We start from the raw sequence: 17314 nt of genomic DNA, 5'->3' as shown, positions 1-17314 counted from the left end.
TATCCACAAGAACTCCCATTTCTTTGCCTTGAAAAATCTCCGGCCTAGCACTATCTTGTAACCCAACAAACAAATGACCCCTATATGTTGTGTTTGAACTACAATATATGGGTAGACCAAGATCACAAAGCCGACATGTAATTTACAAAAATTACACAGAAATAGACAAAAACACGGCTTTAATCAGTTTTGTTAGGGAAATTAAGCAGAATGAACCAACAACTTACTGTTACTAAGCGTAACGGTCGCAAAGAAACGATTGATCTAGAAAAGATCCACCGCGTGATCACATGGGCAGCAGAAGGCTTGCACAATGTTTCTGTATCACAAGTAGAATTGAAAGCTCACATTCAATTTTATGATGGCATCACCACAACTGACATCCATGAGACGATCATCAAGTCAGCTGCGGATCTAATCTCCGAAGAGACTCCTGATTACCAATACCTAGCTGCGCGCCTAGCTGTATTCCACCTACGTAAGAAAGCGTACGGTCAATACGAGCCACCAGCACTATTTGACCACGTTGCAAAACTGGTTGATATGGGTAAGTACGACAGTCACCTTCTGGAAGACTACACGCCAGCAGAGTTTGCTGAACTGGATCAATACATCGATCACAAACGCGACCTAGACTTCTCTTACGCAGCGGTTAAGCAACTTGAAGGTAAATACTTCGTGCAAAACCGTGTAACGAAAGAGATCTACGAAAGTGCTCAGTTCCTATACATTTTGGTTGCTGCTTGTCTATTCGCTAAGTACCCGAAAGAAACTCGTCTTGATTACATCAAGCGTTTCTACGATGCCGCGTCGACATTTAAGATTTCCCTACCTACACCGATCATGTCTGGTGTACGTACTCCTACACGTCAATTCAGCTCTTGTGTACTGATTGAGTGTGGTGACAGTCTAGATTCAATTAACGCAACAGCAAGTTCAATCGTACGTTACGTTTCTCAGCGTGCTGGTATTGGTATCAACGCTGGTCGTATTCGTGCTCTAGGTTCAGAGATTCGCGGTGGTGAAGCATTCCACACTGGTTGTATCCCATTCTACAAATACTTCCAAACTGCGGTTAAGTGTTGTTCTCAAGGTGGCGTACGTGGCGGTGCTGCAACAGTATTCTACCCACTATGGCACGGTGAAGTTCAGTCTCTACTTGTACTGAAAAACAACCGTGGTGTAGAAGAGAACCGTGTTCGTCACATGGATTACGGTGTACAGCTGAACAAGCTTATGTACTCTCGTCTGGTTCAAGGCGGTAACATCAGCCTATTCTCGCCATCTGACGTACCTGGTCTATACGATGCGTTCTTCGAAAACCAAGAACGTTTTGAAGAGCTTTACGTTAAGTACGAGAACGATCCATCGATCAAGCGTGAAACAGTGAAAGCGGTAGAGCTATTCTCTCTACTAATGCAAGAGCGTGCTTCTACAGGCCGTATCTACATTCAAAACGTAGACCACTGTAACACTCACAGCCCATTTGATGCGGAAGTAGCACCTGTTCGCCAGTCAAACCTATGTCTTGAAATCGCGCTTCCAACTAAGCCGCTAACAAACGTAGAAGACGACGAAGGTGAGATTGCACTATGTACGCTTTCTGCATTCAACCTTGGCGCTATTGACTCTCTTGATGACCTAGCAGAACTATCTGACCTAGTGGTTCGTGCACTTGATGCACTTCTTGACTACCAAGATTACCCACTGCCAGCGGCTTACAAGTCAACAATGAACCGTCGTACTCTGGGTGTTGGTGTTATCAACTACGCATACTACTTAGCGAAAAACGGTGTTAAGTACTCTGATGGCAGCGCAAACGGTCTAACTCACCGTACATTCGAAGCTATCCAATACCACCTATTGAAAGCATCGGTAGAGCTTGCGAAAGAACAAGGTAAGTGTCCTTCGTTCCACGAAACGAACTACGCGAAAGGCCTACTGCCAATCGACACTTACAAGAAAGACGTTGATCTAGTATGTGAAGAACCGCTTCACTACGACTGGGATGCACTACGTGCAGAGATCGTTGAACACGGCCTACGTAACTCAACACTAACAGCGCTAATGCCTTCTGAGACGTCTTCTCAGATCTCTAACGCAACGAACGGTATTGAGCCACCACGTGGTTTCGTTTCTGTAAAAGCATCGAAAGACGGTATTTTGAAACAGGTTGTGCCTGATTTCCTAAACCTGAAAGACAACTACGAGCTACTTTGGAACATCGGTTCTAACGACGGTTACCTTCACCTAGTGGGTATCATGCAGAAGTTTGTAGACCAAGCGATTTCAGCAAACACTAACTATGATCCAAACGTATACGAAAGCGGTAAAGTACCAATGAAGAAACTTCTTCAAGACCTACTGACTGCATACAAATACGGTGTGAAGACGCTTTACTACCATAACACTCGTGATGGTGCGAAAGACGAACAGGGCGCAGTGGCACAAGAAGATGATTGTGCAGGCGGCGGTTGTAAGATCTAAGCACAAGTAACAAACATAAGAACCCAGAGAAGCCTTCTTCTCTGGGTCTAAAGCATTAACGAGGCCTGTTATATAGGTCTGGAAAGGATTTGAGGCATTCATGGCTTACAGTACTTTTACCCAAACAAAAAATGACCAACTAAAAGAACCTATGTTCCTTGGTCAATCTGTAAACGTAGCGCGTTACGACCAACAGAAATTTGAAATCTTCGAAAAGCTTATCGAGAAGCAACTGTCTTTCTTCTGGCGTCCAGAAGAAGTTGACGTATCTAGCGACCGTATCGACTACAACAAGCTACCAGAGCACGAGAAGCACATCTTCATTTCAAACCTGAAGTACCAAACGCTTCTTGACTCAATTCAAGGCCGTAGCCCGAACGTAGCGCTACTTCCACTGGTATCACTACCAGAAGTTGAAACTTGGATCGAGACTTGGTCTTTCTCTGAAACAATCCACTCTCGCTCTTACACGCACATCATCCGCAACATTGTGAATGATCCAGGCGTTGTGTTCGACGACATCGTTGAAAATGAACACATCCTAGCGCGTGCGAAAGACATTGCACACTACTACGACGAGTTAATCAAACTGACGTCTGACTACCACCGCTACGGTGAAGGTACACACAACATCAACGGCGAAGAGATCAAAGTATCTCTATACGAGCTGAAGAAGAAACTGTACCTATGTCTGATGTCTGTTAACGCACTAGAAGCTATCCGTTTCTACGTAAGTTTTGCATGTTCATTTGCATTCGCTGAGCGTGAGCTAATGGAAGGTAATGCGAAAATCATCAAGCTAATCGCTCGTGATGAAGCGCTTCACCTAACTGGTACTCAGCACATGATTAACCTGCTACGTAACGGTCAAGATGACTTCTCATTCATGCAGATCGCCGAAGAGTGTAAGCAAGAGTGTTTCGACCTGTTTAAAGATGCAGCAGAGCAAGAGAAAGAGTGGGCAGAATACCTATTCAAAGATGGCTCTATGATCGGTCTAAACAAAGACATCCTTTGCCAATACGTTGAGTACATTACGAACATTCGTATGCAGGCGGTTGGTCTAGGTACTGCTTACCCAGAAGCAACGTCTAACCCTATCCCGTGGATCAACGCTTGGTTATCTTCTGATAACGTTCAAGTAGCACCACAGGAAGCAGAAATTTCATCTTACCTAGTTGGTCAAATCGACAACGAAGTAAGTGCAGATGACTTCGAAGGTTTCGAACTGTAATGCCAACACTGAAGATCAACAAACTCATCACGATTGAATCTAACCCATCTAACACTCTGTTAGAGACCATGGAGCAGGCAGGACTTGAGCCTGAGTACAACTGCCGAGATGGTCACTGTGGCGCTTGTCGCTGCACATTGGACTCGGGTGAAGTCGAGTATGTTGGTTTTGCTATGGCTTATACACAAAGCAACGAGATTTTACCTTGTATTTGTAAAGCCAAAACAGAGTTGTCATTGAGCAACGTGATTCATCGCAACAAGCAGAAACGCGCTTAGTCATGCGATAGCTCGATAAAGGCATCAAAACACAAAGGGCCCGATAATTAATATTATCGGGCCCTTTATCATATATTGGTTCTAACGTTACAAGCCTGTTGTCATAACACAGAATTAGGAATGAACAGCTCTTTGATGCGCTTAAGCGAAGTGAACTGACCAAACATAGGTTTATTTTCTAAGTGTCTTCGTAACATGTCTGCGGCAACCGTTTTGATTACCGTTCTAGAGTCTTCTCGGTTGTATGAGCGGTGAAACTCAAATACTTGCCCCCACTCACCTGTTGGCGTCGATAACGCTACACTGAAGGTCTTATCTTCAAGTTTGCCAGTCACAAGAGCAAGCTCCGTAGCACACTTCTCTCTTGTCGCACCAGCTAAGGCCAATGTTGCAGCCAAAGGATCGCTTTTATCGATATCGCTGCCTTTACTCTCCGCCATTACCCAAGAGTGGCCAAAACAGTTTTCAAGGTTTTCGTCGGACTGTAACCATGCAGATAGAGCTCCCTTGGTCGAGACTTCTGACACAGATAAGGTTTTGTGTTTTTCACTCAACAGATGACCTAAATGCTCAACCATTGGCTCATCGACACTCACGACATTGCCTTCCAGCAACTTATGGACCATCTGAAGCAGTTTTACACGAACTTCAAGGCCAGACTTAGGCCCAAATAGCTTCACTTCGATAAAGGGTAAGTAAGAACGGTAACCTAATTCGTACCCTTCAGGTAACTTAAGCTGGTCTAGAATATCTGAGATACCAGATTCAGAGAGTCCGAAGGTGTAGAGCCTGCTACATTCAAAAGCACTGATTTCTGGGTAGCTTCGCGAAAGGTCCGGTAGAATTTGATCTTTCACCATCTTTTTAAACTCACTCGGGACACCGGGAGTGAAGTAGAAGGTTGCATCATTAATTTTAAGTTTGAAACCACAAGCCGTGCCGACGGGGTTATCGACGATCTGTGAACTTTCAGGCAGCATCGCTTGTTTGAGATTACTGTCTGGCATTTTAGCGCCACGCGCTGCAAACATACTCTCCATACGCTGCAGCCAATCAGGAAAAAGAACCAGTTTTTGATCAGCCGCACTTGCTGCTGCGGCGGCACTCATGTCGTCCGTCGTTGGCCCTAACCCACCATTAACGATGACCACATCGTAGTTAAAACTCAGCATCAAAAGCTCTTCCACCAGCGCACCCATTTGGTCACCGACCGTGGAACGTTTTGCCAATGCAAAGCCGTGTTGATAGAACTCAGCGGACATCCAAGCGGCATTCGTGTCTACAATGTCTCCGTGAAGAACTTCTTCACCTGTACTTAACATTGCGATTTTGGTCATATTTTCATCCCTTGCTGTCATATAAAGACGCTGCATTATTTTTAAAGTGGTCTATCTTCAATGTTTAGGCATTTAAGTCATTTCACAAGTATTAATGATGTGAAATTTAAGATTATCTTTCAGAAAGCTCACAATTATTAGTTCCATAAATCAGGCAATTAATAGATAATTGTGACTTCGCTCACCTATCAACTTTCATGGAGACCCTTGTGGCCAAATCACCGTTATTAGCAAAGGTTACTGCTGCATTTTCACTGTTAATGTCAGCGAACTCGGTTGCAAGCCAATACGATTTCGACCAACCATTCAACCTTTCATACTCGGATGATTGTACTCAAGAGTACTGCGTAAATGATAACTTGTATACCTACAAGCCGAGCACCAATTACGCGCTAAGTGAATCAAGCGACGAGTACGATTTCTCAATCCAACAACCAAAGCATTTCTTAGTAAGCGAAGAGAAAGACTGGGATTACCTAATGGGCCAAACTTATACCATTCTGGGTCTTAGTGTTGCGACTGTTGGTTTGATGACATTCCTTCCTGAATCCATCACCAAATGGGATGATGACCAGCGTGACCTAAGTAAGCTTGGTCAAAAATGGAAAGATAACGTCTCTGATGGCCCGGTATGGGACCGAGATGAGCACTTCCTAAACTATGTGATGCACCCTTACTTTGGTGGTGTTTATTACACGGCAGCTCGTCACGCGGGCTACAACGAGTTTGAGTCTTTCGTGTACTCTTGGACCATGTCGACCTTCTTCTGGGAATACGGTGTTGAAGCATTTGCTGAAGTGCCTTCTTGGCAAGACCTTTTCATTACTCCATTCTTCGGTGCGGTTGTTGGTGAAATGATGCTAGAGGCTGAGCAAGACATCCTAATGTCTGGTGGTGAAGTGATGGGCTCACAAACCATGGGTGATGTTTCTCTGTTCTTCTTGAACCCTGTTGGTCACATTCATTACTGGGTAAGTGATGCTTGGGGTGGCGATGCAGAAGTGAATCTGAACACTAACCCTTGGTGGGGCAACCAAGATGCAGCTAAATTCGCATACGATGCAGGTGCTGCATACGACTCGCAATTTGTCGGTATGAACTTCAAAGTGACCTTCTAAATCACTCAATGAATGCAAATCTTCCTAAAAAGCGACTTACGAGTCGCTTTTTTTGTGCCCTACTCTTCATTAACTTGTTTCGCGCTGCGGCTTAGTTTCAAAAATTGACGCAGGTCAAATATTGTTCTAATCCAGCTTCTAAACTGTAAGTAAGACAGATTATCTCGTTATTTCAAACGCTTATTAAGGACGTTCAATTGAATCTTTGGGGGCTGATATGAATAGTACATTTATCGTTAACTTTATTGGTAAGGCGTCACCTGCAACCATCAAGCAACTTGCCGCAGTCACCCACGAGAACGGGGGCAAATGGCTAATCAGTAAAGTGAATTTCATTGAGGATCAAGTTGCCGGTGTAATCAAAATAGAACTCCCAGCAATCAACGAGTCCACGGTTAAAGAGGCATTTAGCGCCAATATCGACTTAACCGTCCAATTTGTTGATGCCGACCACTCTCCACAAGTACAAGATACGATACATCATCTGCGCTTAGACTCGAATGATCGCGCCGGTATCGTCAACGAAGTGACCCACGTATTAGATGGTCAAGGTATTACAATTCTCGATATGGACTGTCACCGTGTGTTTATCGCAGGAGGCGGTGGTGTGAGTTCAAGTCTTTTCACCGCTAAGATTGCCGTAAAACTCCCTCTTGAGTTACCAATCCAAGACGTCGCCAACGAACTTGAGACACTGAGCGAAGATACGCGTGTGATGATTGAGAGTTAATTCACTTTCTCCTCCGGTGAAACAAACTGCCGGAGGAGAAAGCCATAACCTACCTTCCCCCTAGCGCATCCTATAAATCCCTTTCAATTCTTACATTACTTACAAAATTTCTATATAAATTCTACGTAAATCATAATTTTAGGTAGTGAAACAGGACTACTTGGTTGCGTTTTTTGTTACCATACAGCTACTTTCATTAACTTAGTCACTTAGGTTCATACATGGATAGAAACAAGCCGAGTTGGCCTCTTAATGCCGTCTCAGTAATCCTTCTAACTTCATTTTTCACAGGCTGTCAAAGTGGCCATGAAGATAGTGGTGATTCCACAACACCAACCGACCCTACTGATCCGACTGAACCTCAAGTCGTGGAAATAAGTATCCCTAGCTCAGTAACTTTTTCAGAGCCAAGTTCAGGCTCTGCTACTGAGTATATTACTGTTACTCTCTCAAGTGCCCTAACCAACGACTTGACCCTATCAATTAACACAAGCGATCTGACTACTCGTTCAACGGGCACATTCAAAAATTACGAGCCACTATCGGCGCAAACTGTTGTTATCACTGCAGGCATAACACAAGCATCTTTGCCATTAGATATAATCCATAATAACCTGTACGAAAGTAGTAAGATTTTAACCTATACGATTTCGGCTGATTCAAGCGATAGCTATCAAATTAGTAATGCTCAAGCTTCGGTTACAATTTCAGACAGTGATACAGAACCAACCATTAGTTTCAGAGATGCTAGTAAAACCGTTTTGGAGGGAGATAGCGCCCAAAGCTATATAGACCTTAGCAATTATTCGTACGAAGATGTAACGGTTACTCTTAAACAAACAGGTATTGCTTCTGCAGATGATTTTACAAGTAACCTAAGCTCTCTAACTATCACAATATCTGCTGAAGAGTTAAGTCACCTAGTGCAAGTTACAGCTTTACAAGATGGCTTAAGTGAAGGTGGAGAATCTGTTACCTATACAATGGCGAGTAGTGGAAACACTACAATTGATAGTTCCAACAACACTCTGTCCTTCTATATCCCAGGTGATAAGCAGATTAATGATACTGGATTTGCTACCTATTCAAATGGCGTAGATCATACTCTCCCCTCGGCACCTACTAATTACAAAAACCAAGACGCTGATTACGGACTAGATACGGCAAGTGAAAATGTCCACTCCGATGGTGAACACGGGTTTAAGTTCACTAAGCTTGACTACAGTGGCAATATGCTTCCAAACGATGCATTAGAGTGGGCGTGTGTTCGAGATGAACGCACGGGAATTTACATTGAAGCCAAACAGAACCCGATCACTTTGCCTTCTCAGGCTGATATTGATACTTGGCTAGAAGCCTATGCTGATGACCCAGATAATAACGCTTATCCGTGGACTAGCGAGTCAGGAACCTGGAGAAGCTCGGAATATAGATACACTTGGTATGACTCCAACTCAACATCAAACGCTAATGCACCAGGTCATAAAAATGATGAGTTATTAGCAGATGGGCCTATATCATCGATGTGCGCATACTCGACAGAATCAAGCGGTAATCGACGCTGTGACACAGAAGGCTACATAGCTAACCTCAACAGCTTTTCTATATGCGGAATTAATACGTGGAGATTACCGTCTCCCGCAGAAGCTCGATCTATTGTTAACTACAGTGTAGAAGCTGAAGATCCTACTACCAAGAACTACTTCCCATATATGAAAGGTGACGATGTAGGCAACTCAGCTACCACTATTTATACACACTCAAGTTATGTAGCCGGTACGGGTAGTGCTTGGTGTATGGACGTTCCAACTGGGCAAATCAAATTGTGTAACAAGGGTACATATCAAGGGATCATCGCTGTAAGTGGAGGCGTAGAATAATGAAACTGAAATACATGTTTGTCCTTTCGCTAATTGCTTCGAGTTCTAGTTTTGCTCAAGATTGCGTAGAAAACCAACCACTATCACAAGAAGCTGGTCAATTTATTGATCGTAAAGATGGGACAATATTGGATATTTCAACCAACTTACTTTGGCAAAAATGTAATGTTGGCGAAACATATAATGCAGACAGTAATACTTGCAACGGCTCTCCGAAAAGCATCACGGAATGGGGGGCAGCGCTAACAGATGTAAACGTTGGGGTCGATGGTTTCAGACTACCTAACATCAAAGAGCTTGGCTCCATTGTCAATTATCAATGTGCTAAACCAGCCATCGATTTAGCGTTTTTTCCAAGCACTATAAATGCACCGTATTGGACCAATACACCGGATGCAAAAGACTTGAATAGTGGCTACTCCGGCTTAATCATTGATTTTACTGAAGGGCAAGAGGTTACAGCAAATTCAAGCGGAATTATGCTGTTACGACTAGTAAAAGAGTTTAACTAAGACTCTCTAATCCCATACAAAAAGAGCAACCCATCGGTTGCTCTTTTTATTTCAATCTATTTTACAGACCACTGCGATAATGAACGCTTAAAGTCTGAATAATCGAATTCGTTTAGCTTCTGTACTTCGCCACTTGAGCGCTCACAGTAGACAGAAGGCATACGTAAACCGTTAAACCAGTTTAGCTTCACCATGGTATAGCCCGCACTGTCTAAGATATGAAGGCGCTGACCGATCTCTAATGGCTCATCAAAGCTTGCTTCACAGAACTGATCGCCCGCAAGACAAGAACATGAGCCAATTACGTAGTCATGCTTGCCACCCTCTGACGCTTCCAAAATAGACGCTGGCTCGTCGTAGATAAGCGTATCTAAGCGGTGTGCCTCTGTCGCAGAATCAACGATTGCTGTTTTCTTAACGTTCTCTACGATATCGACCACTGTCACTACAAGATCTGTAGTCTTGGTGATGATCGCCTCACCGGGTTCAAGGTACATTTGAACGCCGTGCTTCTCAGAAAATGCTTTTAGTGCAGCACCTAGCTTTTCAATGTCATAACCTGGCCACGTAAAGAAGACACCGCCACCCATGCTCACCCAATCCAGCTTATCAAGGTATTCACCGAACTGATCCGAAATTGAATCTAGCAAGCCAATAAACGCATCCACATCTTTGTTCTCGCAGTTCATGTGGAACATTACACCATCGATGTCATTGAAGATTTCTGGTTTGATGTGGTCTGCTTGCACGCCTAGACGAGAAAATTGACGCGCTGGGTTTGCTAAATCTTGACCTGCATAGCTAACGCCAGGGTTTAGACGCAGACCAATTGACGCTTTCCCCTCGATGATATGGCGGTAAGCCGCTAACTGAGACTGCGAGTTGAAGATCATCTTGTCACAGATGTCCGCTACTTCACGTACATCATCTTCGCTGTAGCCCACACTGTATGCATGAGTTTCGCCACCAAAAGTCTCGTGGCCAAGTTTTACTTCGAACGGGCCAGAGCTTGTCGTGCCGTCTAGATAAGGCTTAATGATGTCAAATACGCCCCACGTAGAGAAGCATTTCAAGGCCAACACAAGCTTAACGCCAGACAACTCTTTAAGCTGTTTTGCTTTCTCTAGATTCTCAATCAACTTATCTTCGTTGATCATAAAGTATGGGGTTTTAAGTTCTTCTTTCTTAAATGTCATTTTCTATACGCGCTCAAGCAGCATCTAAAGATGGAAAGGTAAATTAAACATTTGGTGTGATTTATTTTGATTTTGTCCTGTTCGAACGTAGTGAGTTACAAAATCAAAATAAATGATACCAAAGCTTTAAGGAGATCATCATCGGAAAGGGAACAATCCATGTCCCCTTTAATTAGCAATCAAAACAAGAAACGGTTCTTATTTTTTCAGCTCGTGAATTACAGGAAGACCTTGGCCAGCTTCAAGCTCTTGAACGTGCCAATCTAGACCGATACCCGGCATAGTTTCTAGGAACGGGTCTGGGTTCAGCTGTTCCATGTTGAACACACCTTTGTCTGCCCACTCACCACGGAAGAACTGAAGTGCAGCTGTGATTGCTGGTACACCAGTTGTGTAAGAGATCGCTTGGTGCTCTACATCTTCGTATGCCACTTCGTGGTCTGCGTTGTTGTAGATGAACACGCTGCGCTCTTTGCCGTCTTTCTTACCTTGTACCCATGTACCGATACAAGTTAGACCTGTGTAGCCCGGTGCAAGTGATGTAGGATCTGGTAGCAATGCTTTAAGAACGTGCAGAGGCTGAACCACTGTACCATCGTGCAGTGTTAACGGATCTGGGCTCAGTAGGCCGATATCACGCATGCAGTTGAAGTAGTTTAGGTACTTGTCGCCAAAGCCCATCCAGAACTCAATGCGTTTTGCAGGGATGAACTCTTTCATTGAACGAACTTCATCGTGCGCCATTGAGTACACTTTGTGAGATCCACAGTTCGGGAAATCAAACTCTAGCATACGTGAGTGACATGGAACCTGTTTCCACTCTTCGTTTTCCCAGTAGAAAGAATCACCTTGGATCTCAAGCATGTTTGTCTCTGGATCGAAGTTAGTTGCGAACTTCTTACCGTGATCGCCAGCATTAACGTCCATGACATCGATAGTATCGATCTCATCGAACAGGTGCTTAACCGCGTAAGCAGCAAATACTGAAACCACACCTGGATCGAAACCTGCACCAAGAATACCTGTAATGCCAGCTTCTGCGAACTTCTCACGGTAACCCCATTGCCAATCGTAAGCTTGAGGAACTTGCTGACCTTCAGAACATAGGTCAACCGCTACTGACGTATCTAGGTAAGATACTTTTGCTTGGTAACACGCTTCCATGATCGCCATGTTTACCCATGGAGGACCTGCGTTGATCACTAGATCAGGCTGAACTTCTTTGATTAGAGCAACAAGCGCATCAACGTCATCTGCGTTTACAGCGCGTGCTTCTAGTTTCTTAGTTGAATCTTTAAGGTTGTTTTTACCTTTGATCGATTCGATGATCTTTTCACATTTCGCGATAGTACGAGATGCGATTGTAATGTCACCCAGAACGTCGTTGTTTTGTGCCGCTTTATGTGCAACAACCCAACCTACGCCACCTGCACCAATTTGTAGAATTGCCATAATATTTATTACCCTTGTTGTTCTGCTAGCTCAGCCGCTAGATTATGAATTTTTGTAATTAGAGACTCGAAGTCTGCCATGTCTAAGCATGGATTTAGGATGGTGAACTTCAACGCGCTCTTACCATCAACCATAGTTTCACCCAGCACCGCGACTCCACGAGTCAGAGCCTCTAATCTTAATGTTTGGTTAAACGTGTCTAAATCCGTGACGTTGCTATTAACCGCTCTAAACAGCACTGTCGATAATGCTGGTTCGGCTAATAGCTCAAAACCTTCGTGGTTTTGAATTAGATCGGAAACCTGAAGTGTTTGTGCCAACAGGTGATCATACATCTCACCCAATTGTTCCTGCCCCACGCTCTGCATCGTCATAAAGACTTTGAGCGCATCAAAACGCTTGGTCGTTGCAATCGACTTATCAACCAAGTTAGGCAGTTCATCGTGCTCACGGTTTAAATAGTCAGCATGATGCAGTAAGAACTGGAAGTTTTGCTTATCTTTCAGCAACAGCGCGCCACAGCTGATCGTTTGATAGAACAGCTTATGGAAATCCACACTGACAGAATCCGCTTTCTCAATGCCTTTGAGGCGAGATTTGTGGCTGCTGAGGATCAAGGCGCCACCGTAAGCACTGTCGACATGGAACCACAGCTCTTGTTGCTGAGCGATCTGCGCAATCGACTCTAAGTCATCAATAGCACCGTGATCGGTTGTACCTGCCGTGCCTACGACTGCGAATGGAATCAGGCCGTCGTCTTTTAGCTCTTTAATCGCTTTCTCTAACAATTCGGTTTTAATGATACCGTTACTGTTAGTATCAACACAGCGCACCGAACTTTCGCCCAAACCTAACAAAGAAGCCGATTTTTGGACTGTAAAGTGAGATTTTTTAGAGCAAAGGATACGTAATTTTTGTGCGTACTCTGGGAGGCCGAGTTTTTGAATCGAGTGGTTATCGATTTTGTTCGCGATCCAGTCGCGTGCAAGTAGCAGCCCCATTAAATTACTTTGGGTACCGCCGCTTGTGAAAATGCCATCGCTATTTTCGCCCAGTTCGTACTTGCCACACATCCAATCAATCACTTTCTGCTCAACATAGGTTGCCGCAGATGCCTGATCCCAGGAGTCCATTGACTGATTAAGTGCCGCAATCATAGACTCAGCAGCGACAGATGCCATCAATGGCGGTGTATGTAGGTGTGCAATACAGTCAGGGTGTTGAACAAAGATAGAGTTCTTTGCAACCAAGTCAGCCGTATCTTCTACCACATCAACCAGTGAACCTTGAACGTTATCAAGATCGACTGCGTTAATTGCAGCTTCTAGTAGCTTAGGCTCGAGACCCGAATATGGTGCATCCACTTGTTCGAACACTGACTTCATTGCTTGAGTGGTTTGATTAAGAACCTTTTCAAACTCGTCGCTGCCACCTACACCTGTATGGATGAAGTGCTTTTTCCATTCACCGTTTGCACTACCAGATTCAACATGGCTACCACCTGCTGCAAGAATCGCCTCTTCCATCACGCGAAGGGCAAAATCAATCTGTTCGAAGCTGATGATCATTGGAGGAAGGAAGCGAATAACAGAGCCTTCACGTCCACCTTTTTCAACCATCAAGCCGCGCTCAAGTGCTGCTCGCTGGATTTTAAGAGTCAGCTCGCCGTCAGCAACTGGCTCACCAAAACTGTTCTTCTCGCCGTTAGGGTTTTGAATCTCAACACCTAACATCAAGCCTTTTCCACGAACTTCAGCAATACAATCAACACGTTGTTGTAGCTTTTCTAAACCGTGGCGAAGATATTGACCTGCGATATTCGCATGTTCAACAAGGTTGTCTCGCTCAATAATCTCTAATGCTTTCGCACCCGACACCATTGCCAGTTGGTTGCCGCGGAAAGTGCCGGTATGTTCACCCGCTTTCCAAGTATCAATACTCTTATCGAAAACCAGCAGTGACATTGGTAGGCCGCCACCTATCGCTTTCGATAGACACAGAATATCTGGATTAATTCCCGACTCTTCAAATGCAAAGCGATGACCTGTTTTGCCTACACCACACTGGATTTCATCAAAAATTAGTAGGATGCCGTGCTCATCACAGATGCGTCTTAAACCACGCAACCAAGAAGCAGGTGCTGGAATTACACCACCTTCACCTTGTACTGGCTCAACGATCATCGCGGCAGGTTTCATGATACCCGCTTCGTCATCCGCAAGTAGACGTTCGATGTATCGAAGACTTGCCTGAGCACCTTGCTCACCGCCAAGACCGAATGGGCAACGAAGGTTGTATGGGAATGGCATAAAGTGAACATCAGACATCAAGCCGCTACGGCGCGCTTTCGTGCCTAAGTTACCCATCATGCCCATAGTACCGTTGGTCATCCCGTGGTACGCGCCACGGAAAGCAAACATCGTGTTACGACCAGTAGTCTGTTTGGCCAACTTGATAGCAGCTTCAACCGCATCAGCACCAGATGGGCCACAGAATTGAATCACTGAATTTTCAGCAAAGTCTTGTGGTAAGAACCCTTTAACACGATTGATAAAAGTTTCTTTCGCTTGAGTTGTGATATCTAAGGTTTGATACGGTAGACCTGAATCCAACTGAGCTTTTAATGCTTGGTTAATCTCTGGGTGGTTGTAACCCAGTGCTAACGTCCCTGCACCGGCAAGGCAGTCTAGGAAAATTTGTCCACGGGTATCTTCAACCAGAGCGCCATATGCTCGTTTTATTGCAATCGGTAGACGTCTTGGGTAAGAACGGACTGCCGATTCGTTTTGCTCTTGTTCAAGCAAAATAGCGTCTGGGGTAAGATCATAAGTGCCTTCAACAACTGGAACTGAAGTTGAAAACGAGTGTGCGATAGTATTTGTATCGACTTCAAAGGCGGTAGTCATAAAAAATCCCTTGAATGTATTCATACTCCCTCCTAACAGCACATTGCTAGAAGTGAGGTATAGCTGTACGCCCGCGTAAGTCAAATGACAAACACGACAAAGCGCCGTCTAACGACAGCAAAATTTACTTAGCGTAAAATCAAGGTTCAGTAATGCTACTGTTTTGAAGGATCGGGCAAAGGTGAAGTACCGGCCCAATTGGATGTGAAAAGCTGATTCGCAGTGTTGTGTTAAGTGAGTTCAATGTTGGGTTTCCCATTAACATGGCATCAAGCGCCATAAGTATCCCGTCTATCAGTTAAAGAACTAACTGATACCTACCCTACGCAGTGTCACAATCAGCCTGAATGGTCACTGCGCGTATCCCCCAGAAGCAATCGTTGTCCATTCCGAGATTGGGCGGGAAGGTAACATAGTTTTTAACACACTATCAATAGTTTTTAATATTAGGACTATAAATACGAGGGATGGGTAAACTCGTCGCGAAACGGAATAGCTCCCCGGCTCGTTCGTTCCTCACGACCGAGGATGACGAAGATAACTCCCAGTCAACCGTCATTCCCTAGAGCGAGGAACGAGTTCATAGGGAATCTCAAACAGCGCGTGAATTTTTCAAACATCGGAATACAAAAAAGGCTCATCGTTTCCGATGAGCCGTTCTTAATTTGAAGCGACGCGGCCGGCTAGGACACGGGGTCAACTCGTGACCTAATGGCTCAAATAGCTTTACAATATTCAAGATGCAAAAAAGCTCATCGTTTCCGATGAGCCTTTCTTAATTTGGAGCGACGCGGCCGGCTAGGACACGAGGTCAACTCGTGACCTAATGGCTCAAAATAGCTTTACGATCTCACAGATGCAAAAAAGCTCACCGTTTCCGGTGAGCCTTTTTCAATTTGGAGCGACACACGAGGTTCGAACTCGTGACCTCAACCTTGGCAAGGTTGCGCTCTACCAGCTGAGCTAGTGTCGCATTTGCTAAACTAAGTTTAGACTTTATAGATGGTGCCCCGGGCCGGACTTGAACCGGCACAGCGCGAACGCCGAGGGATTTTAAATCCCTTGTGTCTACCAATTCCACCACCAGGGCACGCAATTCTTTATTGCGATGCCGTTACGATTCGTAAACACCATCTTAATGTTGATGCCAATCAACATTACAAAATTTGGAGCGACACACGAGGTTCGAACTCGTGACCTCAACCTTGGCAAGGTTGCGCTCTACCAGCTGAGCTAGTGTCGCATAGTATTCAAACTCAAGGTTTGAATGGAGGCGCCTCCCGGAGTCGAACCGAGGTCCACGGATTTGCAATCCGCTGCATAGCCACTCTGCCAAGGCGCCTTAGTAACTCCAATCGAATCGCTCATTGCCATCCTCTTGGGTACGGGATGCATTCTACGGAATCACACGATTGAGTCAACACTATTTTTGTATTTTTAATTCGTTTGAATAGTATTTATACGAAAAGGGCTAAATAGCTAACTTAATGTACAAAAAGGTCGAAGGAATAGGCGATTAAAGTTGATCACCATCACACTGTCACGTCATATGATTACGTCGATGCTGAAATTCAAAGATCAAAAAAGCGAGCCTAAGCTCGCTTTTCTCAATTAATGATGTTGTTCATCCAACAAATCATCTTTGGCTGCCATTAAGTATTGAGCCATTGACCAATATGTCAGGATAGTTGCGATATAAAGCGCGGCGTAACCAACCCAGATCATCCAATCGTCATAGCGCCAAATCAGGACCCACAAGGCAAACATCTGAGAAACAGTTTTAACTTTGCCTACCCAAGAAACCGCAACGCTTGCGCGCTTACCAATTTCTGCCATCCACTCTCGAAGTGCTGAAATAATAATTTCACGTGCAATCATGGTTACTGCTGGAATGGTCACCCAAATTGAGTGGTAGTGTTCAGTTATCAGAATCAGAGCCGTTGCTACGAGAACTTTATCAGCCACCGGGTCGATAAAGGCACCAAAACGAGAAGTTTGGCCTAGCTTGCGCGCTAGCATGCCATCGAGCCAGTCAGTAAATCCGGCCACCCAAAAAACCATCGCAGCTGCAAAAGGAGCCCATTGATAAGGTAGGTAGAAAACGATAACGAATACTGGGATTAAGAAAAGTCTCAGTAGGGACAAAATGTTGGGTATATTCAAACGCATATTATTAGGCTCTTA

The 17314-nt window shown here is 44.6% G+C and carries 12 protein-coding genes and 4 tRNA genes; 7 read left to right on the top strand and 9 right to left on the bottom strand.

What is annotated here, in order from left to right:
- Positions 1 to 210 precede the first annotated feature (210 nt).
- The 3 genes from nrdA to yfaE all read left to right on the top strand — a co-directional run bounded on the left by nrdA (position 211) and on the right by yfaE (position 3999).
- A complete protein-coding gene (gene nrdA / locus FIV04_RS05925) occupies positions 211 to 2487 on the top strand; it encodes a class 1a ribonucleoside-diphosphate reductase subunit alpha (RefSeq protein ID WP_152468531.1) in 2277 nt (758 codons plus the stop codon).
- 100 nt (positions 2488 to 2587) lie between these two features.
- Positions 2588 to 3721 carry a class Ia ribonucleoside-diphosphate reductase subunit beta gene (gene nrdB / locus FIV04_RS05920; RefSeq protein WP_032549288.1) on the top strand — a complete coding sequence of 378 codons (1134 nt, stop codon included), beginning with the start codon at positions 2588 to 2590 and terminating at the stop codon, positions 3719 to 3721.
- The gene (gene yfaE / locus FIV04_RS05915; RefSeq protein WP_150872047.1) at positions 3721 to 3999 is read left to right on the top strand and encodes a class I ribonucleotide reductase maintenance protein YfaE; all 279 of its coding nucleotides are present in this window, start codon (positions 3721 to 3723) and stop codon (positions 3997 to 3999) included. Before nrdB ends, yfaE begins: the two co-directional genes overlap by 1 nt.
- A 101-nt stretch (positions 4000 to 4100) precedes the next feature.
- On the opposite strand, the gene FIV04_RS05910 is transcribed toward yfaE, so the two are convergent.
- Positions 4101 to 5336, bottom strand: a complete 1236-nt coding sequence (locus tag FIV04_RS05910; protein WP_152468530.1) for a CinA family nicotinamide mononucleotide deamidase-related protein — start codon at positions 5334 to 5336, stop codon at positions 4101 to 4103.
- A gap of 209 nt (positions 5337 to 5545) precedes the next feature.
- On the opposite strand from FIV04_RS05910, the gene FIV04_RS05905 reads away from it, so the two are divergent.
- The 4 genes from FIV04_RS05905 to FIV04_RS05890 all read left to right on the top strand — a co-directional run bounded on the left by FIV04_RS05905 (position 5546) and on the right by FIV04_RS05890 (position 9576).
- On the top strand, positions 5546 to 6454 hold the full coding sequence (locus tag FIV04_RS05905; RefSeq protein ID WP_152468529.1) for a DUF3943 domain-containing protein: 909 nt from the start codon (positions 5546 to 5548) through the stop codon (positions 6452 to 6454).
- Positions 6455 to 6671: 217 nt separating this feature from the next.
- Positions 6672 to 7184 (top strand): glycine cleavage system protein R, encoded by a 513-nt coding sequence (locus FIV04_RS05900; RefSeq protein ID WP_152468528.1) that lies wholly within the window; start codon positions 6672 to 6674, stop codon positions 7182 to 7184.
- Positions 7185 to 7405: 221 nt separating this feature from the next.
- Positions 7406 to 9064, top strand: a complete 1659-nt coding sequence (locus FIV04_RS05895) for a DUF1566 domain-containing protein (protein ID WP_152468527.1) — start codon at positions 7406 to 7408, stop codon at positions 9062 to 9064.
- Positions 9064 to 9576 (top strand): DUF1566 domain-containing protein, encoded by a 513-nt coding sequence (locus FIV04_RS05890; RefSeq protein WP_152468526.1) that lies wholly within the window; start codon positions 9064 to 9066, stop codon positions 9574 to 9576. Before FIV04_RS05895 ends, FIV04_RS05890 begins: the two co-directional genes overlap by 1 nt.
- 56 nt (positions 9577 to 9632) lie before the next feature.
- Here the strand turns inward: FIV04_RS05890 and nspC are convergent, their stop codons facing one another.
- The 8 genes from nspC to pgsA all read right to left on the bottom strand — a co-directional run bounded on the left by nspC (position 9633) and on the right by pgsA (position 17299).
- Positions 9633 to 10772, bottom strand: a complete 1140-nt coding sequence (gene nspC / locus FIV04_RS05885; RefSeq protein WP_152468525.1) for a carboxynorspermidine decarboxylase — start codon at positions 10770 to 10772, stop codon at positions 9633 to 9635.
- A 198-nt stretch (positions 10773 to 10970) separates the two neighbouring features.
- Positions 10971 to 12224, bottom strand: coding sequence for a carboxynorspermidine synthase (locus tag FIV04_RS05880; protein ID WP_032549298.1), 1254 nt, complete (start codon positions 12222 to 12224; stop codon positions 10971 to 10973).
- An 8-nt stretch (positions 12225 to 12232) separates the two neighbouring features.
- Positions 12233 to 15154, bottom strand: coding sequence for a pyridoxal phosphate-dependent class III aminotransferase (locus tag FIV04_RS05875; protein ID WP_253895378.1), 2922 nt, complete (start codon positions 15152 to 15154; stop codon positions 12233 to 12235).
- Between the two features lie 873 nt (positions 15155 to 16027).
- A tRNA-Gly gene (locus FIV04_RS05865) sits at positions 16028 to 16103 on the bottom strand.
- A 30-nt stretch (positions 16104 to 16133) separates the two neighbouring features.
- Positions 16134 to 16220 (bottom strand) — tRNA-Leu (locus FIV04_RS05860).
- A 77-nt stretch (positions 16221 to 16297) separates the two neighbouring features.
- Positions 16298 to 16373 (bottom strand) — tRNA-Gly (locus tag FIV04_RS05855).
- Positions 16374 to 16398: 25 nt separating this feature from the next.
- Positions 16399 to 16472 (bottom strand) — tRNA-Cys (locus FIV04_RS05850).
- A 269-nt stretch (positions 16473 to 16741) separates the two neighbouring features.
- A complete protein-coding gene (pgsA, locus tag FIV04_RS05845; protein WP_032549299.1) occupies positions 16742 to 17299 on the bottom strand; it encodes a CDP-diacylglycerol--glycerol-3-phosphate 3-phosphatidyltransferase in 558 nt (185 codons plus the stop codon).
- Positions 17300 to 17314: the final 15 nt, after the last annotated feature.

The organism is Vibrio sp. THAF190c, assembly GCF_009363355.1.
In the GTDB taxonomy this organism is placed as follows: domain Bacteria; phylum Pseudomonadota; class Gammaproteobacteria; order Enterobacterales; family Vibrionaceae; genus Vibrio; species Vibrio fortis_A.
The sequence above is the reverse complement of the archived record's forward strand: the minus strand, read 5'-3'. Positions and strand labels throughout refer to the sequence as shown.